This is a genomic window from Marisediminitalea aggregata, from assembly GCF_900129565.1.
Lineage (GTDB): Bacteria > Pseudomonadota > Gammaproteobacteria > Enterobacterales > Alteromonadaceae > Alteromonas > Alteromonas aggregata.
In genome coordinates this window covers 552295-579075 of sequence record NZ_FQWD01000003.1, presented here as the reverse complement: position 1 = coordinate 579075, position 26781 = coordinate 552295, and the positions used below count along the sequence as shown (strand labels likewise).

Below are 26781 nucleotides of genomic sequence, written 5' to 3'. Positions count from 1 at the left end.
AACTAGCCCAATGCCAAAACGTACCGACCTAAAAAGTATATTGATTCTGGGCGCCGGACCGATTGTTATCGGCCAGGCATGTGAGTTTGACTACTCAGGCGCTCAGGCTTGTAAAGCCCTGCGCGAAGAGGGCTACCGGGTAATTCTGGTTAACTCTAACCCGGCTACCATTATGACCGACCCGGAAATGGCGGATGCGACCTACATCGAGCCAATTCACTGGGAAGTGGTCCGCAAGATCATTGAGAAAGAGCGTCCTGACGCCATTCTGCCTACCATGGGTGGTCAGACTGCACTGAACTGTGCGCTTGACCTGAACCGCGAAGGCGTACTGGAAGAATTTAACGTTGAGTTGATTGGTGCTACGGCGGATGCCATCGACAAAGCGGAAGACCGTGAGCGCTTCGATAAAGCCATGAAGTCAATTGGTCTTGAGTGTCCGCGTGCTGAAATTGCGCACTCGCTGGAACAAGCTCACGACGTGCTCTCACGCATTGGTTTCCCTTGTATTATTCGTCCGTCTTTCACCATGGGTGGAACCGGTGGCGGTATCGCTTACAACATCGATGAATTCAATGAAATCTGTACCCGTGGTCTGGACCTGTCACCGACCAACGAACTGTTGATCGATGAATCGCTGATCGGTTGGAAAGAGTACGAAATGGAAGTGGTTCGCGATAAAGCAGACAACTGTATTATCGTATGTACCATTGAAAACTTTGATCCAATGGGTGTACACACCGGTGACTCCATCACCGTTGCACCAGCGCAAACCCTGACCGATAAAGAATTCCAAATCATGCGTAATGCCGCCATGGCAGTACTGCGTGAAATCGGTGTTGAAACCGGCGGTTCAAACGTACAGTTTGGTGTCGACCCTAAAACGGGCCGTCTGGTTATCATCGAAATGAACCCGCGTGTATCGCGCTCTTCAGCGCTGGCTTCTAAAGCCACAGGTTTCCCTATCGCGAAAGTCGCTGCCAAACTGGCAGTCGGTTACACCCTGGATGAACTGGCTAACGATATCACCGGTGGATTAACACCAGCGTCGTTTGAGCCGGCTATCGACTACGTTGTAACTAAGATCCCACGTTTCAACTTTGAGAAGTTTGCCGGTTCTAACGACCGACTAACAACACAGATGAAGTCAGTGGGCGAGGTCATGGCGATTGGTCGTAACCAGCAGGAATCACTACAGAAAGCGTTGCGCGGTCTGGAAGTGGGTGCCAACGGTTTTGACCCGATTGTAGACCTGGATGATCCTGAAGCACGCAATAAGCTGATTTATGAACTGCGCGAGCCAGGCGCAGAGCGTATCTGGTACATCGCAGATGCGTTCCGTATGGGCATGACAGTAGAAGAAGTCTTCAATCTGACCAACGTTGACCGCTGGTTCCTGGTGCAAATTGAAGAAATCATCAATCTGGAAAACCACATCGCTGAGATTGGCCTGAGCCAGATTGATGAGACCTTAATGCGCACGCTGAAGCGCAAAGGCTTCTCTGATTCACGCATTGCAACCCTGACTAACGTGGGTGAGAGCGATGTACGTGACACGCGTCGCGGCATGAGCATTAAGCCGGTATACAAGCGTGTTGATACCTGTGCAGCCGAGTTCTCAACCAGCACCGCTTACATGTACTCAACCTACGACGAAGAGTGTGAAGCAGCACCTTCTGATCGCGATAAAATTATGGTGCTGGGCGGCGGTCCAAACCGTATCGGTCAGGGTATCGAGTTTGACTACTGCTGTGTTCACGCAGCTCTGTCGATGCGTGAAGACGGTTACGAGACCATTATGGTTAACTGTAACCCGGAAACCGTATCAACAGACTACGACACCTCAGACCGTCTGTACTTCGAACCAGTCACACTGGAAGATGTACTGGAAATCGTTGCGGTAGAACAGCCTAAAGGCGTTATTGTTCAGTACGGTGGTCAAACACCACTGAAACTGGCGCGTGCATTGGAAGCCAACGGTGTGCCAATCATTGGTACGTCACCAGAGGCGATTGACCGTGCGGAAGACCGTGAACGATTCCAGCAAATGGTTAACAAGCTGGGTCTGAAGCAGCCTGCAAACGCGACCGTAAGTAACATGGAGCAAGCGCTGGCCAAAGCAGAAGAAATTGGCTTCCCGCTGGTAGTTCGTCCATCTTACGTACTGGGTGGCCGTGCGATGGAAATCGTGTACGACCTGAAGGACCTCAAACGCTACCTGAACGAAGCAGTTAAAGTGTCGAATGACTCACCAGTTCTGCTGGACCGTTTCCTGGATGACGCCATTGAGGTTGACCTGGATGCGGTATGTGACGGCACTGATGTTGTGATTGGCGGCATTATGGAACACATCGAACAAGCGGGTGTTCACTCAGGTGACTCTGCGTGTTCACTGCCTCCACACTCACTGGGTCAGGACATCCAGAATGTGATGCGTGAACAGGTTAAAGCGATGGCCCTGGAACTGGGTGTTATCGGTTTGATGAATACGCAGTTTGCAATCAAAGACGGCGAAGTGTACCTGATTGAAGTAAACCCGCGTGCAGCGCGTACTGTGCCATTTGTATCTAAGGCTACCGGTGTACCGCTGGCGAAAATCGCGGCGCGCGTTATGGCTGGCAAGTCGCTGAAAGAGCAGGGCTTTACAGAAGAAGTTATCCCGCCGTTCTACTCGGTGAAAGAAGTGGTTCTGCCATTTGCTAAATTCCAGGGTGTTGACCCGCTGTTAGGCCCTGAAATGCGCTCTACCGGTGAAGTCATGGGTGTGGGTGACACGTTTGAAGAAGCGTACGCCAAAGCCAACTTGGGTGCTGGTGCACCACTGCCTAAGCCGGGTAAAGCGTTATTATCTGTTCGTCAAACCGACAAGCCGAAGCTGGTTGAGTTGTCGAAAGCACTGATTGCTAACGGTTTTACTATCGAATGTACCCGCGGTACGGCAGAATCTCTGCGTGCGCAGGGCATCGAGGCGTCAATCGTAAACAAACTGTCTGAAGGTCGCCCAAATATTGTGGACGCCATCAAGAACGGTGAGTACGCGTACATCGTGAACACCACGGAAGGCCGTCAGGCTATTACCGACTCGGTATATATTCGTCGTGAAGCGTTGCTGAATAAGGTAACTTATACCACAACCATGAACGCGGCATTTGCGACGGTTCAGGCTAAGTCAGCTGATGACCGTGGAAAAGTGACGTCAGTTCAGGAATTACACGCCAAAATAAACGGCTAATGACAGCGAACAGGATACCTAGTATCCTGTTCACCTATGCCGATAAAAATTAACTTGAAAATTGCGCCTGCCGGGCGCATTTTTTATTCAAGAGCAACAACTTTTAAAGTGAGAATAACACAATGACGCAATATCCTATGACAGCTCGTGGGGCAGCACTTTTGCGTGAGGAACTCAATGAACTGAAATCGGTTCAACGCCCAAAAATCATTGCTGCCATTGCCGAAGCCCGTGAACACGGAGACCTTAAGGAAAACGCTGAATACCACGCCGCACGCGAACAACAAAGTTTCTGTGAAGGACGTATTCAGGATATCGAGGGCAAACTGTCTAACGCGCAAATCATCGACGTCACCAAAATGCCAAACAATGGCAAAGTGATCTTCGGTGTAACGGTAACCATTATGAATCTGGAAACCGACAAGGAAACCACGTACCGCATCGTGGGCGATGACGAGGCAAATATTAAAGAAAACCTCATTTCTGTTAATTCACCCATTGCGCGTGGGTTAATTGGCAAAGAATTAGACGACGTTGTTAATATTCAGACGCCAGCGGGTACGGTTGAATACGAAATCGTAGAAGTTGAATATATCTAACTACACCTAATTTGAAAAAGTGGAGCTCTGGCTCCACTTTTTTGTTTTCAGACAGCAGGAAAACAACGCATGGACGAACAAAAGCAAGACGAAATCTTCACACTCGACACCAAAGTGGTGTATCAAAATCGCTGGATGACGGTACGCGAAGACAGTATCGGACGGGAAGATGGCTACCGCGGTATCTACGGTGTGGTGGATAAGCCGAATTTTGTGGTGGTAATTGCGCTTGATGACGAGCAGGTCTACATGGTGGAACAGTTCCGCTACCCCGTAAAAGGACGTCATTTGGAGTTCCCCCAGGGAGCAAAAGAAGGCGACGCACCTTTTGAGCCCCTTGCTGTTGCGAAAGCGGAGTTAAAAGAAGAGTGTGGTCTGTTGGCAAATGAGTGGTTACCGGTTGCCGAACAATTTCTGGCGTTTGGGATGTGTTCTCAGCGCTATCATATTTTTGTGGCTAAGGGACTCTCTCAATCTACCCAGGACTTGGAAGAAACAGAGCAAGGTCTTGAAGTTCACAAAATGCCAATCGCTGAGCTGGAACAAAAAATCCTGGCGGGAGAAATAATGGATGCCACGACCTGTAACGCCTTTGGACTGGCCCGCTTGAAGGGCTTTATCTAACCGTGCGTATTATTGTCGATGATTTGTCTCACCCTCAGGTGCATGCGTTACTGGAAGAGCATCTTGAAGATATGCGCGCTACCTCGCCACCTGAAAGTGTTCACGCGTTGGACTTAAGCGGGTTAAAGCATCCGACTATCACCTTTTTCAGCGCTTGGGAAAACGATGAGCTGCTTGGCTGTATTGCGATAAAACAGCACAATAAAGCGCAAGGTGAGATTAAGTCGATGCGTACTCCCAGAGCAAAACGTGGCCGCGGTACTGCCAGATTATTGTTGCTTCACCTGATGGATTTCGCCCGTGAAAAGGGCATTGAAGCGCTGTATCTAGAAACAGGCTCTATGGCCTTTTTTGAACCAGCCAGGCAGCTTTACGCTCGCCACGGTTTTGAGTTTTGCGGGCCCTTCGCCGACTATACAGACGATCCAAACAGCTGTTTTATGATGCGTTTGCTGTAGGCCAGTATTTAAAGCTATGGCGACTGCTCAGGCACTCTCTGGCTTATCACTGGCTGTCTCCTGACTCTCGGTAGGCACATACTGGGCCAGTGTCAAAGCCTGTATCAGCGGTGAAACATCGATAAGGTGAATCACGTGTGAATAGGTGTGCTGCAGGTTGAGCAGTTTCTCATACACGTCCATGTCTACCTTGGAGAGCAAAGCCAAACGTTGCTTGGTCATCGGCGTAGTCTGGCGAACGTTTGCATGGCATTCCAACGTCGTTGCACACAAAATTACCTTGTTTTCTTCCAGATATTGCACGATTTGTTTGCGTAATTTACTGGCAAAACACTCGTGGGCTGTCAGGGCAATCAGGCGTTGATCGGCTTTTCTTTCACAGTGGATTGCCATGTGGTATCGATTTGCCTGTTGCAGCAAGCGTCGTAATACACTGGAGTCAGGTGGTGACTTGTCCATATCGGCAACAAAACCATGCAGAGGCACTTCATTCGTAAGTTGCTTGAAGGGATACAAGTCATTACTTTGCTCTGGCATATACACGGTTTTCAACCTGCCGTGCATTTGTCGGCCATTAATGATTTGAATCGCAATATGCGGTTGGTTTCTCGAAGCCAGTTCCCACAGATATCGGAAATACACTTTTTGTTGCTGCTCGATATTGCGAATCTTCAGCATGGAAGCGTTCTGGCCTTTAATTTTGCTGGCCATTTTGTTGTTGGCATCGTTCGCCTCGAGCTTTAAGCGCATTACCAGTGTTTGCGGTGAATAATTGAGGACCTGATAGCGCAAGCCTTTCATTTTTAAATCAGGGACACTCACTTTAATAAATTCCGGTGTCGCTTCCTGTGGGGGAGACAGTAGCTCTATTTGCATGCCGCTTAACGAAAAATCCCTGACGATGGCATGGTAAGTGCTCATCAGGCCAAATTTTACGGAGGCGCTTTTTTCTATTCGATAACGCGGCTCTGCGCGGCGATCATTGCCTTCTTCCATAACAAAATGCAGTGGCCAACAGGCCTGACTGTCGCTTAGCTGTTTGGGAAGTTTCGCCTTCTCTATATTACAGTGTGCTTTCAGTTTCCCCAGCTCTTCGTTCATCATGCGAGCATATAAAATGTGCTTCAACTGTGGGATCAGTTCGGAGTCTTCCGTTTTTATATCCTGAATTGTCATCGCATTGCTGCGATCTGTGTCCGGGATTTCACTCAAGCGGTATTGCCAGATAGCTAAGCTACCGGATTCTTCTGCCAGTTTGATAAAAAAGCCCAGTATATTCGCGTGTTCAAGCTCTCTGAGGGTAGCGCATAACTCAATGGGTTTACCGGTGCCTGAGACAATAGTTGCTCTGAACACAAAGGTTTCGTGATAGCGTTGGAGTTCGTCCATAATCCGCTTAAACCTTGCCTTACCAGGTAGGAAGCGGGTGTTGCGACAGCCGGGATTACGCTCGGCGTTGGTGCCGGTCAGCAATACCATGGTGGGAATAAAGGTGTCATTTTCGTTGCGCAGAAACACTGGGATCCATGGCGAGTTCTCCACAATACGGTCGCGATCCAGCGCTTGCATGGTACGCTCGATTTCCAGGTCGCGCTCCAAAGGCATGCGCAACGAAACACCGGCCAGGTATTTGGCTATTTTGGGACGCCACTCCTCATCCTCTTCCGCTAGCGTGAATGTGGCGTGATGCCGTTGTGTGCGGCTACTGAACTCGACATCTTTAAACCGGTAGTGGATTTCCTGGTGCGCCTTGCAAAGTCCCATAATGTCGGGAAACAGAATGGGAACCGGCTCGTCAGCAAACTTGGGGGAGCGGGTACAGGCTACCGTGATTTCCGAGGCGCTGAGTGCGACTACAGCGAGGCTTCTACCATTCTGGTACGCCGTTGTTGATACTGAAAAATGGGGAGTAATTGACAAGTCATCGTCAAATACAATGTCTTTATAGCTTTGCGACTGCACCGTGAACGCCTGCATTATTTTCTGGCGTAATTTGCGCGTGACCTGATTTTTATAGAAGTCCGAGTTGGTAATAGACTCGAATACGCCGACCGTGTATTGGTCCAGGTAGCGCGCCGTTTCCCGCTTCAGTATTTCTGCGCCTACCCGGTCAAGGGTCATGGTGATGCCGAAGTGAGCAAATTTCTTAACCGGAAATTGAGCGAATGCAGAGTTGTCGGCTGGCGCATCTGTTTGCGATGTCAGTCGAATAACTTCGTTTTTTATAACGTTGCGGGCCTGCGCATTCAGTCTGGAAGAAAAGCGATTCAATCCCTCCAACAACTTACCTTGCTGCTGATAAGGAATGAGTGCTTTTATAACGGAGCCGTAGCGTTCAATAATGTCTTGTTCGGTACTCATCGTTTTTGTTCTTTTCGAGTACGTAATGCCATGAAACTTAACATAACACCAAAGTGCCGCCATTGAACAGTGTTTATGGTTTTATCAGGGGCATGGGGTAGCGTCACGCGACCCTTAACCATGTGTCTCACAGTAAAAGATTACCTTTCAAAAGTTCGTATTTTAACCAAAATGATTAATAAAGACGGCTATTGCTTGTTGTTGATTATTTGTTTGTCTAGTTTACATTTTCTTAACTTTTGAAGTTTTTATTAAAACCAGTGACGAACATCGACAAGGTAGGGCATATGACACTGATAAAACGAAACGGAAAATCGCGGCTATGCCTGGCTGCGGCTTTGCTACCGATTGTGTTTAGCGCAAGTTGTGGGGCTAAACAATTAACCAGACCCACTAAGGCACAACATCCTGTTGCAACCAGTGGGCCTCAGGTTGAACAGCTGGACCGGGGACTGATAGCGGTGCCGACCAATAACGGCAATTACCTGAGTTGGCGTTTACTTGCCAGGGATCCCGAAACAGTGTCATTTGATGTGTATCGCAATGGCCAGAAAATCAATCATAGTAAGTTGACCGATGTGACTTCGTTTGTTGATGAACAAGGCACAGCTTCAGATCGGTATCAGGTTAAAGCGTTCTATAGCCGACAGCACAATCGCATACAGCCGCCAGTTGGCGGTACCGGCGTGTCTGATAAAGTGACGCCCTGGACCATGCCTTACTTATCAGTACCGCTGGTAAAGCCTGAAGATGGCTGGATAAAGGGCCAAACTTACAGTTACTCTGCAAATGACACCTCTGTGGCCGATTTGGACGGCGACGGTCAGTATGAAATTCTGGTGAAGTGGTATCCCAGCAATGCCAAAGACAACTCACAGGCCGGGGATACGGGGCCAACATTGATTGATGCATATACCCTTGAGGGCGAACAGCTGTGGCGAATCGACCTTGGGCCAAATATTCGATCAGGCGCACATTACACACAATTTATTGCTTATGACTTTGATGGTGACGGCCGTGCAGAGCTTGCAATGAAAACGGCAGATGGTAGCGTCGACGGTGAGGGTCAGATTATTGGTGATGCTACTGCGGACTACCGCAATGATGCCGGATATATTTTATCGGGTCCGGAATACCTTACCATGTTCGATGGCCTCACAGGTAAAGCGCTGGATACTATTGATTATGAGCCCGCACGCGGCGATGTGAATAGCTGGGGAGACGGGTACGGCAACCGTGTTGATCGTTTTTTGGCCGGGGTGGCTTATCTGGATGGTAGCAAACCGAGTCTATTTATGGCGCGTGGTTATTATACCCGGGCGGTCATTGCAGCTTATGACTGGGAGGCCGGTGAATTTCAACGTCGCTGGGTATTCGATACAGACAATGGTGGTGCCGATGCACTGGCATACGGACAAGGCGCTCACAGCGTCACCGTTGGCGACGTGGATAATGACGGCAAAGACGAGATCGCCTACGGCGCTGCGACCATTGATGACGACGGGCACTTATTGTATTCCACCGAGTTGGGACATGGTGATGCACAGCACATGACCGACATCGATCCTAACCGCCCGGGCATGGAAATCTACATGGTGCACGAGTCCCCGTCGGCTTATACAAAAAATGGCGTTGAGTATGGTGTGGAATTACATGATGCCGCAACCGGCGAAATACTGTGGCATCGCCCCAGCAATCAGGCTGATGTTGGCCGAGGAGTAAGTGCAGATATCGACCCCAACTATGTCGGTAATGAAAACTGGGCGACGCGCGGCGGACTGGTTGCAGCAGATGGCACGTTAATTAGTACTTCACGCCCTGCACCAGTAAACTTTGTCACCTGGTGGGATGGCGATCTAAGCCGGGAATTGCTGGATAAAACGACGATTTCAAAATGGTTGCCGGAGAGTGCTGGTACAACGCCATTACTGGAAGGGGCAGATTATGGTGTGGTGTCGAACAATGGCACCAAGGCAACGCCTGGGCTGTCTGCTGATATTCTGGGAGACTGGCGCGAAGAAGTTATTTGGGCCACAGCAGACAGCAGTGAACTTCGTATTTTTTCAACTACACACCCGACGCAATATCGCTTCCCAACGCTAATGCATGATCCCCAGTATCGCGTTGCGATTGCATGGCAAAACGTCGGTTACAATCAACCGCCGCACCCCAGTTTTTACCTGGGGACCGATATGACCGACACCCCTGCGTTTACTGTGTCAGAAACAGCCGTCGAACCGTTTGCTAAGGCATCGGCTAACGGTTTTGAGCAACACATTGTGGTTAAGCTGTATCAGTCGGGTGATAAAGTAAAATCGACGGATATTTACCGCAGTACTGCTGACGATCCTGAAAATAAACAGTGGGTCGCAACGTTAAACCGAAACGATTCTGTGTTTGTAGACACCGATGTTGCACCCGATGTCACCTATTTATACTGGGCTGAAATGCAACTGCTTCGTCAGTTTGAGGTCGTTAAGCTCGAGCCCACCTATGCCTCACTTACAACCAGCCTGATTCCCGTTGTTGACACTTACCAAAACAGCACGGATGGTCCGGTACAATTAGCCTGGTTTACCCGGTCAATTGATATTGTCAGTATCGACATTGACAGAGCCACGATCACGGACCCTGACGCCGATTCTGGCACATTATCACGTCAAACAGTGGCAACGCTGGCTGCAACTGATACTGCCTGGCAGGATGCATCGAGTCTGGGGGGAGAACAATACTATTACTGGCTGTCATTCATTACACGCGATGGTACGGTAATAGAAGAAGGCCCGATTTTCGCCGAACGCTTTTTAGTACCCAAGACACACCTCACCAGTGAGGAAGTACAGGGTGGCATTCAGATAAGCTGGTCTTTGGAAGACTTCCCACAACCTATTCGCGGTGTGCAGGTGTACCGCAACACCCGAAACCAATTAGGCGGACGAACCCGAATCAGTCCCAGCGCACAGGTTGCCGGTAGCCTGACAGATTCACAGGGACTGGTTGCAGGCACTACCTATTGGTACATGTTCAAATTAACCATGCAGGATGGCAGTACCTTCAATACAGAGCCAGAAGCGGCGATCACCTATTCACAAACAAATGCGGTTCCACAAACCAATCTGGTGAGTCAAAAGGTTGAAGGAGGCATTCAAATCAGTTGGTCTCTTGAGGGTTTCGCCCAACCGATCCGCAGTGTGCAAATTTATCGTAACACCAGCGAGCAGCTTGGCGGACGCACTCGAATCAGCCCCGGGGCACCTACCAGCGGCGTGTTTCTGGATAATCAGGGGCTGGTTGAAGGTACACAATACTGGTACATGTTTAAACTCACTATGCAGGATGGCACTACCTACAATACCGATCCGGAAGCCGTGGTAATGTTCTGATAGTCAATTAACAGGCCCCAATTGCTGAACAGAGGCACTTTTCGCTATTCAGCGCGGCGCCGGGAAAGACGATTTAAATGAAAAAGCCTCGGGGGATTCACCTTGTTCCCGCAACAGGGTGAGTCGTTCGATGGCTTCATCAATGGTTGGAATATGCCCATCTTCTATCCACCACAATACGTAGGTATTCTGTTCAGGCGGGTAGAACCATTCATTTTTTCTGCGCATAAAGTCCCGGTGCAGGGTTTTGAACATAAAGTCTTTTAACGCTTGAGGCGAGGTCCACACTGACATATTTATCAATAAGTCGGGGTCTTCAAACACCTTAATATTGGTCGCATTACCGGCCTCGTCTTTTAAACGCCATACAAATCCATCGCAAGACTCTGCAATAGCGTTAACGTTGTCCAGATTATCTACAAAATCGCTAATTTCAGGGGCGTCTAATGAATAGCGCGCTTTGGCGATATTGAGTTGAGCGAGTTGCATGAGGATGTCCTTGTCCAAATAGTGATGTCAGTTGACTGGATATTATGGGGACATCGGGAGGTTTTTTAAACAGCGATGGGTGGGTAATCATAGGGAAGGAAGAGTTATACCGGAGCAGCGAACTGCCCCGGGTCAACTATGGTTAGTATTTCAACGCCACCGTTTCTACAGAAATATTGCGATGATGGGCTTTGGCACTGAAGTCCTTCACCAGCTCTATTACGTCGAAGGCAACGGATTTTGAGTTAGTAAAATCCAGGATGACTTTTGAGTTTTCAGGCAGAGAATTCAGTTTCTTCAAAATACTGGGCTTGTTAAAGAACGAGACTTCCTCTGCCAGCACAATGTGATGGGTTTCCAAATCGTTCTGATTTTCTACGGTATCGCGGAAGTGGAACGAGTTCTTGTAGCTGTGCTTGAGGGTAAAAAATACGCTCACGGCTAATCCGGCAATCACACCTGACAACAAATCGGTAACCAGCATCACAATGATCGTAGCCATAAAGGGTAAAAACTGCTCCCAGCCCGCGCGGTACATCACGGAAAAAGTAGCCGGTTTAGCCAGTTTGTAGCCCACAATAATTAATACCGCCGCTAACGATGCGAGTGGGATCAGGTTGAGAAGTCCGCCAATGGCGACCACGGCAATCAGCAGGAAAAAGCCGTGCATGATGGCACTGAGTTTCGATCTGGCACCAAACGCGATGTTGGCTGAACTGCGAACAATTACCTGTGTTACCGGTAAACCACCAAGTAAACCAGAGAAAATGTTACCCAGCCCCTGAGCTTTCAATTCACGATTGGTTGGTGTGGTATTGCGCTGAGGGTCAAGTTTGTCGGTAGCTTCTACGCTCAACAGGGTTTCGATACTGGCGACAATGGCCATCACCGCAGCAACCGTCAGTACATCAAGGCTAAACATTTGCTCGAAGGCAGGAAATGCCATCTCGTTCGTTAAGTCAGTAAAACTGCTGATTACCGGCAGAGATACCAACTGGTCCACGCTCAATGGCGCACTGGCCTGATTGAGAATGACGGTAAAGACGATACCCAACAATACAACCACAATGGGGCCTTGAATAAGCTGGAAAATCTTGTGCTTGGGCGTCAGGTATTTGTCCCACACCACTAGCAACGCCAGCGAGAACGCTGAAATCAACAGGGCAGGTAACGAAATCTGAGAGATGGCATGAGTAATGGCTGAAAATGTGTTTTCCCCATTAAATTGTTGGAACGCTTGCTCGCCCAGAAAGTCGGCGTGCCAGCCCAGTAAGTACGGCAGCTGTTTCAGAATGATCAGTAAACCGATCCCCGTCAACATGCCAGTAATGACCGACGTTGGGAAAAAGTAGGCAACGAACCCGGCGCGTAAATAGCCAAGCGCAATTTGAAATACCCCCGCCAGTACAACCGCACAGAGAAATAGCTCCCAACTACCAAGCGTAGCAATAGCATCGAAAACAATTACAGCCAAACCTGCTGCCGGGCCGCTCACACCCAATCGAGAGCCACTGGCCATACCTACGACAATACCGCCCACGATACCGGCGATGATACCCGAGAAAAGTGGTGCACCAGATGCCAGCGCAATACCTAAACAGAGAGGCAGGGCCACGAAGAACACAACAATACTGGCAGGGAGATCCTGCTTAATATGTTTAAATGAGAGATCCATTTTCATCATTGATTCCTTAGAGTGAGGCTGTCAGCCTGGATTCGGCATAAGCCTGTTCCATTTCTTCAAACGCTTTAGTTTGCGGGTTCCAGCAAGCGATCGTGCCGTGCTCAATGTTGTAAACCCAGCCGTGCAGCTGAACTGCGCCGGTTGCCAGTTTTGCCGCCACAGCAGGATGCGTTTTAATGTGCTGTAATTGCTGTAACACATTTTCTTTGGTGACGTCGTCCAGATGATCCATTGTTACTTCGCCGTGGACTTCTTTAACGACTTCGGTGGCACAACGGCAATGACCCAACCACTCTTTTACGTGAGGCAAGCTGTCCAGTTTGTCAGGGGTAATCGCCCCTTTCATAGCACCACAGTCGGTATGACCGCAAATAACGATGTGTTTCACGCCAAGTGCAGCCACAGCAAATTCGATAGATGCAGTCATGCCGCCAGTCTGGTTGCTGTGTGGCGGAACAATGTTACCTGCATTTCGGCAGATGAATAATTCGCCTGGGGCAGTTTGTGTTACCAGGTTTGGATCGATGCGCGAATCTGCGCAGGTGATAAAGAGAACTTCAGGGCTCTGGCCATTGGCCAGTTTTTTAAACGTATCTTGCTGCTCGGGGAAAACATCACGCTGAAATTTAGCGACACCAGATATAACATGATCCATGGGGAAAGCTCCGGTTATAGAAGAAAATAAAATGTCTGATAGTCATATTCGGTGATAACGATATAGTTTAAAATCTCACTTAGTGATAGTCATTGACTATCATGGGGTGGGAATGAGCCAGAGCGGAGAATTAGCGGGTTAAACTGCGGGAAGCCGGCATTTTTTACTGCAGATAAACGAAATTTTGCGACAAATCACTGTCACGTTTTTCATTTGAAAATAGTTGTAAAAACAATGGTTTGTTTATATTTTGTTAAAATTGTATTTGTTGTGTTGTGTTGGTTTTGTGAGGTTGTATAACTCAGCATGTCAGTGTACTGGCAGCAGGTCACGAAGCGCTTCCGTGAGATTTTGATTTTACAGTATGTTGTTCTGCCCGGTGCTTCATGAGCCGTAACAACATGTAGTGAAAGTCATGGAAAATGACACGTCCCCAAAACCGCGAGTACCCACCCAGGTTGGTGTTATCGGTTAACGTTGTACTGAGGGTAAGCAGGGTATAGCCTTCCGGTGTCAGTTGCAGGTGATAACTACCGTACAAAGGCGAAAATAATTCGCCGCCCATTTTTACATGTTTATCCAATGCCGTATCCGGGATTTGCTCGGGATTAATGTCAAAGCGATAGGCCATTCGCTCGGCTGGCTCCCAGGCAGTAATGATTTCCTGGAACACCACGCCTTTTTCCCATTCACTGGTTCTGACTGCATTGTTCTCAAGCGCGCTCATAGACGCACGTAATGGTCGGGGAATACCGATAAGTTGCCCGAATGACAATGGAAGCTCATCTTTGCTAATGTCGCTGACGTTTCCTAATTCCTGCCAAACCTGATCTGGTGTGGCTTGTATAATCACACTGTCGCTAACCGTGTATTGATAGGTTGATGAAAGGGTCGTTAATTCAATAGGAGTACACAGTACGGGGAGTAATACGGTACACAGTAAAGGTTTGTCTGATTTCGTAGCCTGACGAAGTTGGATCCAGCGCGCGGCCAGGCCGCCCATACTGGCAAAAAACAGAAAGGCGGGTGAAGCAAGAACGACGCAAATACTGCCCTCTAACAGCGTAATAACGGATACCAGCATACAAACAAAAACAGGCTGCCACGCCAATGTACTCGCTCTGGACGCCGAGATGGTCTGGCATTGCTTTAGTTCATAATAGATGCGGATGTAGCCAATCGCAAAAGGCACCAGGAATAAAAACGACGCTGTCACCAAACCGTTCAGATGACTGAGCTTATCCAGTTCCCATACAACCCTGAATAACAGGCCATAGAGCGCGCCGCAAACAATACCAATATGTGAGGGAGACAACGTCATGACGGGGATTATTGATCCACGGGAAGAGAAAGCGCACCGCCGAGAGGAATAGTGCGAATATCTTCAAGGAGTGCTTTAATATAGTCGGCAAAACCAAGATTATCAGGATCTTTTAAGCTCAGCGATAACTGTTCAAAAGCCTGCTTGTAAGTGTTGCCGTCATCCGTCTTACCTAAGTGATAACTGTAAGCCGTGGCCACATAGAGGTATTGTAAACGATGGTATTCATCAACTTCACCGGCTGCATTATTTGCCAGGAAAAGAGCGATTTCAGAGAGCGCTGCTTGTCGGTATTTATTGGCTTTCACAGGGTCACCCAGGTCTTCGTACCAACGGGCCAGTAATCGTTTCATATGGTTGCGCTCATCCCCATCTAGATCGCGTATTGCAGTCAGGGCTTCAAGCGTTTCCAGCTTTCCTACGATGGTCGTATTGTCGGGAGTATGGGCTGAAAGGTAATGAGTGATGGCGGCTTTTTCCTGTTCGGAAAGTGTAAAGTCACCTATTAAACCGACAAAACCAGACGCTTCACATACCCAGATACCGTGCCGGTCGGTGTAAGGCCAAAATACCTGATCGTATTTACTTGGCCAGTGATAGATATAGCTTCCGTAACTCGCCGGTTCGGAAACCTGACAGGTCTCGCCTGTCAGTATGGGGTCTGCGACCTCGGCTTCTCCCCAGGTAGTTGCGAAAACAGACTGGCTGGCCAAAATGACAACGCTGAGTGAAGTACATAGCTTTCTGATTAACATAAGTGCTTCCGACTTTGTGTAATTTGAATCAAGCGCCCTTGATCGTCAAAGACCAGTTCTACAAAGTTACCCGCCATCAATTCGGCGTCAGCCCGTTTGTGCAGCATTAAATCCTGCATGAGCTGTGGCGACACCGTAATTTTTTGATTGTTACAGTCGGTGAATAACCAGTTGCCTTCATGTTTGGCCAACATAGCGTGCTTCGAGTGGAACGCGGTTAACGTAGCCAGTTTGTCTTTATAGGCTTTGTTATACACAGTGAGTTGTTGTTGATACTGGCTGGTGTCAGGTAATTCATCTTCGTAGCCGTGATAAGCAACAGCAACCTCAAGTGCGTCTGAATGCGCAACTGGTGACTGTTGAGTAAATGTGTTCATTGCGTAGATCACGACCAAACAACATAGTGCGCCGCACAATGCCATCCACTCTTTACCCGGCAGGTAGTTCTGCCAGGAGAATGGCTGTTTTGCCTGATTAATCACCTGCCGTTTAATGCGTCCCGGCGCCGGATATTGCTGCTTACTTTGTTCGTAAGCTTGTTTAAATTCGTTGTCGTTCATGCTGATGGCTTCCACAGTTTCCGCAGGTTATCCCGGGCGTAGCGCAGTCGTGTTTTGACGGTCTCAACCGGTACATTACAGATGGTTGCGATGTCCTGCAGGCTAAAGTCCTCCTGCTGTAGTGAAAAGGCTTCGCGCTGGGCGAAAGGGAGTTGCTTCAACGCCTGATGAAAATCGTCGCAGTGACGGAGTTCCTGATGTTCATCGGGCAGCGACTCGACATCATCGTCGTAGGTCCAGCGTTTGTCTCTGCGAATTTCATCAATGAGCATGCGATGGCCAACCGTAAATAGCCACGCCTGGAACTGCCCCTGTGCTTTGTACAGATGCGGCGACTCTACCAGTTTGAGCCACACTTTTTGCGTGACATCGGCGGCAGTGTTGGGGTCGCTCATCACCAATAGATAATAGTAAAGGCGGTTGGCATGTTCGTCGTACAGCGCTTCCAGCGCGCGGTTATCGCCGGTGGTTTGATAGCGCTGTAAAAGCGAATCCCAGCTGCTGGCGGCAGGAGAGGATTGCGCCAATGTGGGCGCGGTTTCCTGGCCGGCAGCGGTTAGCCTGTTTTTTATTGAAGTCAGAAATCCCAGTCTGGCTATTCCCATTGGCACTGTCCTTACTGCTCTAACGCGAACGTCAGTATCACTTGTAACCCAGTTTGTGCCATGGGTACACCTTTTTCTACCCGAGGCTGGTATTTCCATTTTGCCAGTGCGCGGCGTGCTTCGCGATCAAAGACGCGTTTGGGTTCAGCATCCAGAATACTGATATTGGCTACCGAACCTTGCGGTGTCAGGTCGAAAGCCAGCTTTACCCAACCTTCTACACCATCACGCGCGGCATCGGGTGGGTAGCTGGGGTCAACACGCACAATAGGACGGGCCATCATATCCTGCGTACCATTACCCATTGTGGTATTTATCGTGACTTCCGTATTTACCGTTACCGGATCGACATTGAAGTTCGTATTAGTCGGGCCGGGATCCTGAGGCGGAATGGTAGGCTTGGTTTCCGGTGCTTTTACCGGTTCAGGCATGGGCTTTATCTTAGGACGTACCTGGGTTTTGGTTTCTTCCACATCCAGCACAATGTTCGCTAATACCGGCGTTTCTGTTGGCACGGGCACTTCCGCGTTCTGCTCAATGAGTTTGGCCATCATAACGAATAAACCAAATGTCACCGCACCAGCTAGTGCTATATGAGTAAGCGTTTTGACGCTTCCAGGGACAACAAGAGAATTGGCGGGTATTGCGTGAGGTGTTGGCGTAGCGATGTTTGTTTGCATGCGAAGCTCCTTATTATTAATGCGAAGCAGCGCATGAAACGGCCATGTTAAATCACCTGTTTCTGCGCCTCTTCACACATACAACGACGGAGTCGGCCAGAAGGGGTGAACTATTTTAAACTATTTTTCCCCAGCCAGATAATGCAGCAGCATTGCCTGCACAAAGGCCTGACAATCTGTAGCGGTAGTGGGGTCGTAATGTCCGCCATTGGTCAGGTTATTGGAAAGCACCCGAATGCCGACAAAAGGCACACCGTAAGCTTCAGCGACCTGAGCAGCAGCCGCGGTTTCCATTTCCTCAGTGCTGGTACCAAATTGGTTGTGTAGCCAGGCAATACGATCAACTTCATTGTTCCAGAAGTTCCCGCTGGCAATTGTGCCTTCAACCACTTTGCCACGTTCATATTCGTGTTTAACCGCATGCGCAGCGGCAATGAGTTCTGGTGACCCCAGATAATAGCGAATGCGCTCCGCATCTTTCGCTGAATCGCCTTCACCGGCGCTGCCCGACGATGCAAGTAAGTCCATGGGCAACCATTCCAGTGGGGCTGAACCTTCGCCTTTAGCACGAAACGGCGTTTTGAAGTTACTCGCGTTCACAGAGCGTTTGCCTATTACAATATCGCCCACTTTCAGGCTCGGATCATGGCCACCCGAGGTGCCCTGATTGATGATCGCGCGGGGGCGGTAACGCTCTATCCCAATTGCCGTAGCAGCGGCGGTATTCTCCAACCCTTTGCCAGTTTGCGCTACCACAATGGGGTAGCCGTTTAACGTACCTAAGTAAAAGGTGGCATGGCCTGATTGTTCTTTTCGTACATTATCCAGCAGGCCGGCAAAGTGTTCGGCTTCAATTGGCATGGGGCCCTGAATCATTACGGGGGCTTGGGTAGCAGGTGCGGCAGGAATGGCGACTTGCTTAAAGTTGTCGGCCTGCACAAACGCAGAGATTAAAAGCGAAGCGAAGACAATAATACGGCGAAATACACTCATAAGATTACAGCATCCATTTCCAAACAATAAAGACGGCTAAAAAGCCAAACAGATAAACAAGACCAGCCCGACTTAACCACAATAATGCCTTACCACCGCTTAGTTCCGGTGACAGGTTTGCTCTCTGTACCAACCGATAATTCAGCCACGCAAACATAGGCGTGGTAACAAATGCCAGTGTCATGGCGAATCCCAGCATGGTGAGCAGGGCAGACTTGAAGAACACCACAATAGCGAAACTCATCACCGATACCCAGATCAACCAGCCCACATAGATGTTTTCCGGGATATCTGACTTGCCTTTAAGTAAGCTGTGACATTCCGCAAGTGCACGGGAATAGCCATCGTAAACGGTAATGGCGGAACCAAAAATACACAGGAAGGCGACAATAGCGATCAGGTAGCGCGCCCATTCACCAATGGTAGAGGCATATAAACTTACCAATTGTTGAGAAAAACCAATACCGCCACTCGCCAAAGGTTCACCGCTGCCATGCAACACCAGTGCGCCTAAGGCAAGAAAAACCAAAGCCAGGAGCAGGGTAACAACATAGCCCAGATTAAAATCAAACAAAGCGGACGAGGGCGTAACGGTTTGCTCGCGGCACTGTTGTTTTAACCACAGTGACGTAATACCCGATATTTCGATTGGCGCGGGCATCCAGCCCATGGTGACCACTAAAAAGCCGATGGCAGCTAAATTCCACGGCGAAGGTGACTCGAAGTCTGCCGGCGCAACCGGGCCTTGTTGCCAGGCTATGAGCGTCGCGCTCACTGTGGCAATAACCAACGCAATCATGATGAACTTGGCCACCTGATTGAGCAGGTGATAGTGACCTGCAATCAACACCAGCAACATAACCGCCAATAACCCGCCTGCTATTACCGGTAAGGGCAGGGTAAAAGGAATGAATAAACTAAATAAGCTGGCAGAAAACAACAATAGTGCGGCAGCGTTCACAAAGGAAACCAAGCCATTTAATACAAAACTGGTGAGCAGATAAGGCTTACCCATTTCCGCATAGCCGGTCTGTAGTGTTTGTTGTGTGGAAATGGTGTAACTCACACCCGCCCGAAAAAATGGGTATTTAAACAGGTTAACGGCCAGAATAAGCAGCGCTAGTTGCCAGCCAAATTTTGCTCCAGCCTGAGTGGAAGCCACGAGATGGCTGCCGCCTATAGCCGCTGTGGCCATGAGAATGCCCGGGCCAAGGCGTTGTATAAGTAATTGAAGACGAGAAAAACGGTTATCCGATACCGAGTGCTGTTCCACGAGCAGTCCTGAAAAGACGTAAATGCAATATGTGTGACCAGTGTAACCTAATTAAAGCACTAATAAATAACGATTGTTTTTTCGCAAACATCAATTCATCGCATGCTCTTCTATGGTTTTATTAACAATACCCACATTGCGCTGACATTACTCAGCATTGTTCGCTTTAAAGTGCCTGGCTTATTCCGCGAATTGCAGCTAAAAGTCGGGAAAATACAAGTGTGTAGTAGAACGCGCCCATTTCTCCTATACTCAATATTACATGGTGTCCTTACAGGGATTCAGGCGACGTATAAATTTATGGAAGTCTCAATGAATAAAATCTTAAAAATAGCGGTATTGAGTTTAGCTACTGTCGGGTTGGGGGTAAAGGCTGAAACAGAAACCTTCGACGAACTGTTTAACACCGAAAAAACTGACCAGTATGTATTTTCCACGCACGCGGGATCACAGTACACCTTTAAATACAAATACGATGATGTCATTTCGGTTTGTAGCACTTCTCAAAATGATGGTTATGGCGTGTTTACTTACATGGTTTTCGCTGACCGTTCAACAAGTTTTGACGTAGGGTTTGAATTTATTGATGGTAAATATACCGCCGGTCATCAATCGCAATGTAATCGTTATCAGGAGCATTACCCTGTGGACGTTAGTGATATAGAAACATGGAAAGCAGATCAAATTGCGGTGCGAACAAAATATGGTGTGAATAGTTACCCAACTGCAGAGACGCTGGATAAAAAAATCAGCGACAGGGTGACCTATGAAAATAACTATGAATTAGAAGTCGAGGAGCAAGCGGTCGGTGATATATATCGCATTAGCAATGCGACGACTGAATTACTTGGATGCAGGATCGAAACAACCAACTATACCTATCCGCTTTATTTACTGATCCTTCCAGATAATATGCAGACATTTCAGGTTCTTGCGTCAAGTGATGGCTCTTCTAATATAAAATTAAAAAACTGTCAGACTTTTCCATTAACAGGAGAAATTACGTTATATGCTTTGAAGCAATTTTTAACGGACTGACATATTGGATCTCTAACTAGTTTATTTCTCAGGCGAGAATTCAAATTCTAGTTAATCGAGGCGTGTGGACGAAAAACGGCGCACAATGTGCGCCGTTAGTCATTTAGCGGTTAATTACTGTTTGTTTTCCAGTAATGACGCGCCGATTTCGATTTGGCGCGGCTTCTTCTCTTCAGGTATTTCCCGCACCAGCTCAATATTCAGCAACCCGTGTTCAAGGTCAGCTGCGGCCACTTTGACGTGATCGCCTAAGTGGAACTTACGCTCAAAGCTGCGCTCAGAAATGCCTTTGTGTAAGAACTCACGCTTGGTGTCGTCCTGGGTATCTTCGGGCTTTTTACCGGAAATAGTCAACGAGTTGTCCAGGACTTCAATAGTCACATCGTCTTTGCTGAAACCGGCAATCGCCATGGTAATTCGGTATTTATCCTCGCCCAACAGTTCGATGTTGTAAGGGGGATAGGTAGTTTGGCTGCCGTTTTGTGATGCTGCATCAATCATAGATGCCAGACGGTCGAAGCCAATAAATGAACGGTAAAGTGGAGATAGATCGATAGTACGCATAGTCATATCCTCAAAATTAAGCAATATGGTTTTTAATAAGTTGCCCCGCTTTGCGGCGGCAGGTTTACCGGTCTCTTACTCAAGCCCCGGTACTAATTAATGTGGGAATGCGCAGGTCGAATTCAAGAGTGCAGATAGAAATTTTTTTAACTATTTATTCAGGAAGCGGGAAAACCGGGCGTTTCCCCGCTGGAATAAACAGGGAATTACATGGCCAGAGACTTCACAACCTGGCCATCTTTTACCACAAGGCCAATGTTCTCCAATAGTGAAATATCATCCAGAGGATTGCCTTTTACGCCCACGATATCCGCTTTTTTACCTTCGGACACGCTGCCCAGCACTTCCTGTTGTTTTAGCAAGGTGGCAGCGTTGATGGTTGAGGCCTGAATGGCTTGCATGGGGGTCATACCAAACTTCACCATACGAGCGAATTGCTTGCCATTGTCACCATGGGGATAGACACCCGCGTCGGAACCGAACACCATTTTAACGCCTGCTTTTACGGCTTTGGCAAAGTTGTCACGCTGGCGCTGACCAACAATGCGTTCTTTCGCCAGGCTTTCTTCAAGAATACCTGCTTTGGCCCCTTCAGACAGGATGTACTCAGTAACGTAGATGTCCATGGAAAAGTAAGTACCGTGTTTTAAGGCCAGCTTGATCGCTTCGTCATCCAACAGGCTAACGTGTTCTACCGAATCTACGCCCGCTTTAATCGCGGTTTTGATACCATCAGTACCATGCGCGTGGGTTGCTACGGTTAATCCACGCATGTGGGCTTCGTCTACCAGCGCCTGCATTTCTTCGAAGGTGTATTGTTGTACACCCACTTTAGTGCCTTTCGACAACACGCCGCCGGTACCACAGAACTTAATAACCGTTGCGCCGTATTTGATGTTTCGGCGTACTTTTTCACGGACTGCCCAAGGGCCGTCGGCTACCCCTTCGCTTACAGTATGGTATTCGTAGGGCAGTAAATTGTTGTCACAGTGGCCGCCAGTGACGCCCAGAGAAGGGCCTGCTACAAACATACGGGGGCCGGTGATATCGCCATCGTTAATGGCATCGCGCAGAGCGACGTCAGCGAAGCCTGGCGCGCCGACGTTTCGGACGGTGGTGAAACCGGCCATCAACGTCGCTTCGGCGTGTTTCACGCCTGTCAGCGTCACTCTGGGCAGTGAGTCTGCTAAGCGTTTGTAACCGTGTTTGGTGGCATCACTGGTTAAATGCACGTGCATGTCCATTAAGCCGGGTAGCAGTGTGTAGTCACCAAGTTCGATGATTTTACTGTCTTTAGAGAACGTCACTTTGCGTGCTTCTCCAGCAGCCACGATAGTGTCATCTTCAATGACAACGACGGCGTTTGAGATTAATTTGCCGTTTTCAACATCGATTAATCGATCGGCTTTGAGTACCAGTGTTTGCGCAAAAGAGAGTGTGGAGGTAGCGGCAAGTAACACCGCAGCAGCCAGTTTTTTCATTGTTATCTTCAAGACCTGTTTACGAGTAATCCCTTATTAAACGTAATTCAGGCCCTGAAGTGAAGTTTGCTATCGGCAAGCGGGTTATTTTTCCCGAGGAGTCGCGCGTTTACTGACTGCAAACAGGTACAAAGCCAGTGAGATTAGCCATACCAGGCTGTCACCCCATTGCCGGTACAAAGTGTACCCGGTTACTTTGGATAACTTGCCCGATAACGTTGCAGCTTCGAACTGTGGCAGGCGGGCAACTATATCGCCATGGTGATCAACCAGCGCGCTGATGCCGTTGTTGGTGGCGCGGATGACGGGAATGCCGAATTCCTTTGCTCGTACCTGTGCAATTTGCATGTGCTGGTCGGGCCCGTGTGACGCGCCAAACCAGGCGTCATTGCTTACGGTAATAATAAAATCCGTGTCCTCATATAAATTTGCAGCTACCTGACGCGGAAAGGCAATTTCAAAGCAAATGGCGGGTGCCAGATGATTGCCGTTTGCAACCAGGTTGGTTTGTTGAAAATCACCGCGACTAAATGATGACATGGGTAAGTCAAACAGAGGGGCGAGAGGGCGTAATAAGTCTTCGAAGGGGACAAATTCGCCTACCGGCAACAAGTGGTGTTTTGCGTAGCGGTTTCCGTGGAAATAATAGTAATGGCCGCTTTCATCCTGCTCATACTTTTTGCCCATCACAATTAAATTGTTCCAGGCCTCTTCGCTCTCGAAATTGTAGTTCACCACACCGGTAATAATGGCCGTGTCGTGCTCAGTAGCGCGAGCGTCCATTTTTTGCAGGTATTCGAGTGCGAGTAATTCAAGTTTTGGCACCGCGGCTTCGGGCCACACTATGATGTCATTGTCCCATAGCAGATCGGTCAGGGTTTCATAACGGGTCATCGTTGGCAGGTCCTGCTCAGGTACCCAGCGTAGCGATTGAGCAATGTTGCCTTGCACCATGCCTACAGAGACATCCTCGACTGGCGACGTCCAGTTGATCTGATTCAATCCAACGCTACCGGCTATTGCAATGGCGGCCACGATACCGCTGCCGATAAAGCGCCTGGTATAAATACTCGCCACAATACTCGCCGACAACCCGACCAACAACGCGGTTACGCCTGTCTCTCCAATGGCGGCAAACCAGCCGTTTAACCAGCCGTTTAGCTGACTGTAACCAACTGATAACCAGGGGAAGCCCGACAACATCCAGCTTCGCAACCATTCAGCACTCGTCCAGAATAAAGGCAAGGCAAAAGGCCACCAGGTAACGCTGAAGTAGCGCTTCAGAAAATGAAAGGCCAGGGCAGGATATAGCGCCAGATAGCCACAGAGGGCTAACATCATCAGTACCGAAGCAAATAATGGCATACCGCCAAAGTCTGCAATGCTGACATGGACCCAGCTAATGCCTGTACCAAACCAACCTAATCCAAACAGCCATCCCAGTTTAAAACCAGAAACGTGCTGCTTATTGAGTTGATATAGCGCTAAACACAACGCAACGGGCGTTAATAACCAGATATCAAAGGGGGCGTAAGCTAAGGTAAGGGAACTGCCGGCCAGCACGGCCAGCAGATAAGGTAACCACTTGCGCAAGGGAATTACTCCAAATCAGGCAGTGTCACTTTGAGTTGCACCAAACGACGCTTGTCAGAGTTGGTGATTTTGAACTGAATATTGTCGATGGTAATTTCATCGTTGGTGGCTGGCATATGGCCAAATGCCTTCAACACAATACCGCCGATGGTATCCGCTTCTTCTTCACTGAATTTGGTTTCAAAGAAACGATTAAATTCTTCTACCGGGGTCAGTGCTTTTACCGAATAAGTATATTTGTTTAACGGGCGAATATCATCGGTACCGTCTTCTTCCGTATCGTATTCGTCTTCGATTTCACCGACGATCAGCTCAAGAATATCCTCGATAGTAACCAGACCCGACACACCGCCGTATTCGTCTACAACAATGGCCATGTGGTAGCGTTGCTGGCGAAATTCTTTCAGCAGCACGTCTACGCGTTTGCTTTCCGGTACAATGACCGCCGGGCGCAACACGTCGCGGAGTTGGAAAGGCTGCTCATCTTTATTGTTGAAGGCAAAGCGCAAGAGATCTTTGGCGAGTAGGATGCCTTCGATATGGTCTTTATCTTCGTTGATAACCGGGAAGCGGGAGTGTGCGCTGTCTAACATAACAGGCAAAAACTCTTCTACGGGTTGATCGATGTCGATGGTCACCATTTGCGCTCTGGGGATCATGATGTCCCGTACACGCATTTCGTTTACGCCAATGACGCCTTCGATCATTTCTCTGGTCTGTGGATCGATCAGCTCGCGCTGCTCGGCTTCCGTGATCACTTCAACCAGATCTTGTTTACTTTGCGGCTCTCCGGAGAAAGACAGTTTGAGTTTTTCAAACCAACTTTTGCCCGAGGAGCCGTTGGTAGAGTGGGGGTTATCGTCGCTCATAATATCCGTTATTTTTACATTACTAGGCAAAGTTAATCGTCTTGATACGGGTCGTCAATGGCTAATTTGGCTAAAATCGCAATTTCCAGCCCTTCCATTTCTTCCGCTTCGGCGTCTTCAATATGGTCGTAGCCCAGTAAATGCAAGGTGCCGTGCACAATCATGTGGGCATAATGGTGAGCAATGGGTTTTTGTTGCTCTTCTGCTTCCCGGGCAATAACGGGGACGCAAATGACCAAATCACCCAGTAAATCCAATGGCACTTCGGGGGGGCATTCAAACGGAAATGACAGCACATTTGTGGGTTTATCTTTCCCGCGGTAGTCATTGTTTAGTTGTTGGGATTCATCATTGTTAACAAATCGAACGGTGATTTCTTTATCGCCGATATGTAAATGAGACAGCACGGCAGAGGCCCATGCTGTTACCTGTGCCTCTCCCGGCAAGGTAGCAAGCAAGCCCTGATCAGCATCAAAGGCTTGCTGGTAGTCGATAATGGCAACCATAGCTCAGTTAATCTTCGCGCTTGTCGTTGTCGTTACCTTCTTGCTTTTTGGCAATGCGGATACGCTCTTGTTCGGCTTCATAATCTTCATAAGCTCGAACGATACGCGCTACTACCGGGTGACGCACTACGTCGCCCGCGGTGAAGAAATTGAATGAGATGTCAGGTACCGGCTGAAGTACGTTGATCGCATGACGCAATCCAGAGCGTGCCCCACGAGGTAAATCAACCTGGGTGATGTCACCCGTGATCACTGCTCTGGAATTAAAGCCAATACGGGTCAGGAACATTTTCATTTGCTCGACCGTGGTGTTCTGACTTTCATCCAGAATAATAAAAGCGTCATTTAGCGTTCGACCACGCATATAGGCCAGCGGCGCAACCTCAATCACGTTGCGTTCCATCAGCTTTTCGACCTTTTCGAAACCCAGCATTTCAAACAGAGCATCGTAGAGCGGACGCAAATACGGGTCGACTTTTTGTGACAGGTCGCCGGGCAGGAAACCCAGCTTTTCACCGGCTTCTACAGCCGGGCGCGTTAACAGAATGCGACGGATTTCCTGACGCTCAAGGGCATCAACGGCACAGGCAACGGCCAGATAGGTTTTACCGGTTCCTGCAGGACCAATACCAAAGGTAATGTCATGGTTAACAACATTGGCGACATATTGCGCCTGATTTGGGTTACGCGGTTTTATAACGCCGCGCTTGGTTTTGATGTTAACTTCTTTACCGTAAGTACCGGCTTCTTCACGCTCGAGGCAACTGGCTTCCTGAATGGCCAGGTGGACCTGTTCCGCTTCCAGATCAGGCACCAATCCTTTAACCGGTTGAGTTTCGATATACAGCAGTTTCAGTAATTCACCCGCACCGCGGGTTTGTTGTGGCTCACCCACAATTTTGAAAAAATTGCTGCGATAGGTAATTTCCACGCCCAGACGACGTTCAATTTGTTTGATATTGTCGTCGAATGGACCGCACAAGCTGGACAACCGTTTGTTATCTTCCGGCTCCAGGACTACTTCGTTGCTTACCAGTTTACTCAAGTTTGCTCGCTAC

General features: G+C 48.8%; 23 protein-coding genes. 6 read left to right on the top strand and 17 right to left on the bottom strand.

The window, feature by feature from the left end; translation table 11 throughout:
* Positions 1-10 precede the first annotated feature (10 nt).
* From carB to BUB81_RS10550, 4 genes are all read left to right on the top strand, one after another.
* Positions 11-3232, top strand: coding sequence for a carbamoyl-phosphate synthase large subunit (gene carB / locus BUB81_RS10565; protein WP_073322418.1), 3222 nt, complete (start codon positions 11-13; stop codon positions 3230-3232).
* A 122-nt stretch (positions 3233-3354) separates the two neighbouring features.
* Positions 3355-3831 (top strand): transcription elongation factor GreA, encoded by a 477-nt coding sequence (greA, locus tag BUB81_RS10560; RefSeq protein ID WP_073322416.1) that lies wholly within the window; start codon positions 3355-3357, stop codon positions 3829-3831.
* Between the two features lie 69 nt (positions 3832-3900).
* Positions 3901-4455: an NUDIX hydrolase gene (locus BUB81_RS10555; RefSeq protein ID WP_073322414.1), complete on the top strand. Its 555-nt coding sequence runs from the start codon at positions 3901-3903 to the stop codon at positions 4453-4455.
* A 2-nt stretch (positions 4456-4457) separates the two neighbouring features.
* Positions 4458-4913 (top strand): GNAT family N-acetyltransferase, encoded by a 456-nt coding sequence (locus BUB81_RS10550; RefSeq protein WP_073322412.1) that lies wholly within the window; start codon positions 4458-4460, stop codon positions 4911-4913.
* Positions 4914-4940: 27 nt separating this feature from the next.
* On the opposite strand, the gene BUB81_RS10545 is transcribed toward BUB81_RS10550, so the two are convergent.
* Positions 4941-7274 carry a PilZ domain-containing protein gene (locus BUB81_RS10545; RefSeq protein ID WP_073322410.1) on the bottom strand — a complete coding sequence of 778 codons (2334 nt, stop codon included), beginning with the start codon at positions 7272-7274 and terminating at the stop codon, positions 4941-4943.
* Positions 7275-7561: 287 nt separating this feature from the next.
* On the opposite strand from BUB81_RS10545, the gene BUB81_RS22485 reads away from it, so the two are divergent.
* The gene (locus tag BUB81_RS22485; RefSeq protein ID WP_073322408.1) at positions 7562-10657 is read left to right on the top strand and encodes a rhamnogalacturonan lyase; all 3096 of its coding nucleotides are present in this window, start codon (positions 7562-7564) and stop codon (positions 10655-10657) included.
* Between the two features lie 48 nt (positions 10658-10705).
* Here BUB81_RS22485 and BUB81_RS10535 read toward each other — a convergent pair whose 3' ends face one another.
* The 10 genes from BUB81_RS10535 to BUB81_RS10490 all read right to left on the bottom strand — a co-directional run bounded on the left by BUB81_RS10535 (position 10706) and on the right by BUB81_RS10490 (position 19594).
* A complete protein-coding gene (locus BUB81_RS10535; RefSeq protein WP_073322406.1) occupies positions 10706-11146 on the bottom strand; it encodes a DUF3291 domain-containing protein in 441 nt (146 codons plus the stop codon).
* 142 nt (positions 11147-11288) lie between these two features.
* Positions 11289-12827 (bottom strand): SulP family inorganic anion transporter, encoded by a 1539-nt coding sequence (locus BUB81_RS10530; protein ID WP_073322404.1) that lies wholly within the window; start codon positions 12825-12827, stop codon positions 11289-11291.
* 10 nt (positions 12828-12837) lie between these two features.
* Complete coding sequence (locus BUB81_RS10525) at positions 12838-13485, bottom strand: carbonic anhydrase (protein WP_073322402.1); 648 nt, start codon at positions 13483-13485, stop codon at positions 12838-12840.
* A gap of 328 nt (positions 13486-13813) precedes the next feature.
* Positions 13814-14806: an SRPBCC family protein gene (locus BUB81_RS10520; protein WP_073322400.1), complete on the bottom strand. Its 993-nt coding sequence runs from the start codon at positions 14804-14806 to the stop codon at positions 13814-13816.
* A gap of 8 nt (positions 14807-14814) precedes the next feature.
* Positions 14815-15561: a hypothetical protein gene (locus BUB81_RS10515; protein WP_073322398.1), complete on the bottom strand. Its 747-nt coding sequence runs from the start codon at positions 15559-15561 to the stop codon at positions 14815-14817.
* Positions 15555-16121: a hypothetical protein gene (locus BUB81_RS10510; RefSeq protein WP_073322397.1), complete on the bottom strand. Its 567-nt coding sequence runs from the start codon at positions 16119-16121 to the stop codon at positions 15555-15557. Before BUB81_RS10510 ends, BUB81_RS10515 begins: the two co-directional genes overlap by 7 nt.
* Positions 16118-16726 carry a sigma-70 family RNA polymerase sigma factor gene (locus tag BUB81_RS10505; RefSeq protein ID WP_084526436.1) on the bottom strand — a complete coding sequence of 203 codons (609 nt, stop codon included), beginning with the start codon at positions 16724-16726 and terminating at the stop codon, positions 16118-16120. Before BUB81_RS10505 ends, BUB81_RS10510 begins: the two co-directional genes overlap by 4 nt.
* An 11-nt stretch (positions 16727-16737) precedes the next feature.
* The gene (locus BUB81_RS10500) at positions 16738-17406 is read right to left on the bottom strand and encodes a TonB family protein (RefSeq protein ID WP_084526434.1); all 669 of its coding nucleotides are present in this window, start codon (positions 17404-17406) and stop codon (positions 16738-16740) included.
* A gap of 120 nt (positions 17407-17526) precedes the next feature.
* Positions 17527-18399, bottom strand: coding sequence for a 5'-methylthioadenosine/S-adenosylhomocysteine nucleosidase (locus tag BUB81_RS10495; protein WP_073322396.1), 873 nt, complete (start codon positions 18397-18399; stop codon positions 17527-17529).
* Between the two features lie 4 nt (positions 18400-18403).
* Positions 18404-19594, bottom strand: coding sequence for an NRAMP family divalent metal transporter (locus BUB81_RS10490; RefSeq protein ID WP_245819172.1), 1191 nt, complete (start codon positions 19592-19594; stop codon positions 18404-18406).
* Between the two features lie 390 nt (positions 19595-19984).
* Here BUB81_RS10490 and BUB81_RS10485 point away from each other — a divergent pair, with 390 nt between their 5' ends.
* A complete protein-coding gene (locus BUB81_RS10485; RefSeq protein ID WP_073322394.1) occupies positions 19985-20710 on the top strand; it encodes a hypothetical protein in 726 nt (241 codons plus the stop codon).
* A gap of 114 nt (positions 20711-20824) precedes the next feature.
* On the opposite strand, the gene BUB81_RS10480 is transcribed toward BUB81_RS10485, so the two are convergent.
* From BUB81_RS10480 to BUB81_RS10455, 6 genes are all read right to left on the bottom strand, one after another.
* Positions 20825-21274 (bottom strand): Hsp20 family protein, encoded by a 450-nt coding sequence (locus BUB81_RS10480; RefSeq protein ID WP_073322393.1) that lies wholly within the window; start codon positions 21272-21274, stop codon positions 20825-20827.
* A gap of 206 nt (positions 21275-21480) precedes the next feature.
* Positions 21481-22755, bottom strand: coding sequence for a Xaa-Pro dipeptidase (locus BUB81_RS10475; protein WP_073322392.1), 1275 nt, complete (start codon positions 22753-22755; stop codon positions 21481-21483).
* Positions 22756-22839: 84 nt separating this feature from the next.
* Positions 22840-24348, bottom strand: coding sequence for an apolipoprotein N-acyltransferase (gene lnt / locus BUB81_RS10470; protein WP_073322391.1), 1509 nt, complete (start codon positions 24346-24348; stop codon positions 22840-22842).
* Positions 24349-24353: 5 nt separating this feature from the next.
* Complete coding sequence (gene corC, locus BUB81_RS10465; RefSeq protein WP_073322390.1) at positions 24354-25217, bottom strand: CNNM family magnesium/cobalt transport protein CorC; 864 nt, start codon at positions 25215-25217, stop codon at positions 24354-24356.
* 32 nt (positions 25218-25249) lie between these two features.
* Positions 25250-25723, bottom strand: coding sequence for an rRNA maturation RNase YbeY (ybeY, locus tag BUB81_RS10460; protein WP_073322389.1), 474 nt, complete (start codon positions 25721-25723; stop codon positions 25250-25252).
* Between the two features lie 7 nt (positions 25724-25730).
* The gene (locus tag BUB81_RS10455; RefSeq protein WP_073322388.1) at positions 25731-26768 is read right to left on the bottom strand and encodes a PhoH family protein; all 1038 of its coding nucleotides are present in this window, start codon (positions 26766-26768) and stop codon (positions 25731-25733) included.
* Positions 26769-26781 lie beyond the last annotated feature (13 nt).

What these genes read in the sequence shown, in the direction of transcription:
- BUB81_RS10520 (WP_073322400.1), bottom strand. Translation starts at nt 14,806, where the DNA reads ATGACGTTGTCTCCCTCACATATTGGTATTGTTTGCGGCGCGCTCTAT.
- BUB81_RS10530 (WP_073322404.1), bottom strand. Translation starts at nt 12,827, where the DNA reads ATGAAAATGGATCTCTCATTTAAACATATTAAGCAGGATCTCCCTGCC.
- BUB81_RS10535 (WP_073322406.1), bottom strand. Translation starts at nt 11,146, where the DNA reads ATGCAACTCGCTCAACTCAATATCGCCAAAGCGCGCTATTCATTAGAC.
- BUB81_RS10555 (WP_073322414.1), top strand. Translation starts at nt 3,901, where the DNA reads ATGGACGAACAAAAGCAAGACGAAATCTTCACACTCGACACCAAAGTG.
- BUB81_RS10485 (WP_073322394.1), top strand. Translation starts at nt 19,985, where the DNA reads ATGAATAAAATCTTAAAAATAGCGGTATTGAGTTTAGCTACTGTCGGG.
- corC (WP_073322390.1), bottom strand. Translation starts at nt 25,217, where the DNA reads ATGAGCGACGATAACCCCCACTCTACCAACGGCTCCTCGGGCAAAAGT.
- BUB81_RS10495 (WP_073322396.1), bottom strand. Translation starts at nt 18,399, where the DNA reads ATGAGTGTATTTCGCCGTATTATTGTCTTCGCTTCGCTTTTAATCTCT.
- BUB81_RS10475 (WP_073322392.1), bottom strand. Translation starts at nt 22,755, where the DNA reads ATGAAAAAACTGGCTGCTGCGGTGTTACTTGCCGCTACCTCCACACTC.
- ybeY (WP_073322389.1), bottom strand. Translation starts at nt 25,723, where the DNA reads ATGGTTGCCATTATCGACTACCAGCAAGCCTTTGATGCTGATCAGGGC.
- BUB81_RS10480 (WP_073322393.1), bottom strand. Translation starts at nt 21,274, where the DNA reads ATGCGTACTATCGATCTATCTCCACTTTACCGTTCATTTATTGGCTTC.
- BUB81_RS10545 (WP_073322410.1), bottom strand. Translation starts at nt 7,274, where the DNA reads ATGAGTACCGAACAAGACATTATTGAACGCTACGGCTCCGTTATAAAA.
- carB (WP_073322418.1), top strand. Translation starts at nt 11, where the DNA reads ATGCCAAAACGTACCGACCTAAAAAGTATATTGATTCTGGGCGCCGGA.
- BUB81_RS10500 (WP_084526434.1), bottom strand. Translation starts at nt 17,406, where the DNA reads ATGCAAACAAACATCGCTACGCCAACACCTCACGCAATACCCGCCAAT.
- greA (WP_073322416.1), top strand. Translation starts at nt 3,355, where the DNA reads ATGACGCAATATCCTATGACAGCTCGTGGGGCAGCACTTTTGCGTGAG.
- BUB81_RS10490 (WP_245819172.1), bottom strand. Translation starts at nt 19,594, where the DNA reads ATGGCCACAGCGGCTATAGGCGGCAGCCATCTCGTGGCTTCCACTCAG.
- BUB81_RS10525 (WP_073322402.1), bottom strand. Translation starts at nt 13,485, where the DNA reads ATGGATCATGTTATATCTGGTGTCGCTAAATTTCAGCGTGATGTTTTC.
- BUB81_RS10515 (WP_073322398.1), bottom strand. Translation starts at nt 15,561, where the DNA reads ATGTTAATCAGAAAGCTATGTACTTCACTCAGCGTTGTCATTTTGGCC.
- BUB81_RS10505 (WP_084526436.1), bottom strand. Translation starts at nt 16,726, where the DNA reads ATGGGAATAGCCAGACTGGGATTTCTGACTTCAATAAAAAACAGGCTA.
- BUB81_RS22485 (WP_073322408.1), top strand. Translation starts at nt 7,562, where the DNA reads ATGACACTGATAAAACGAAACGGAAAATCGCGGCTATGCCTGGCTGCG.
- BUB81_RS10510 (WP_073322397.1), bottom strand. Translation starts at nt 16,121, where the DNA reads ATGAACGACAACGAATTTAAACAAGCTTACGAACAAAGTAAGCAGCAA.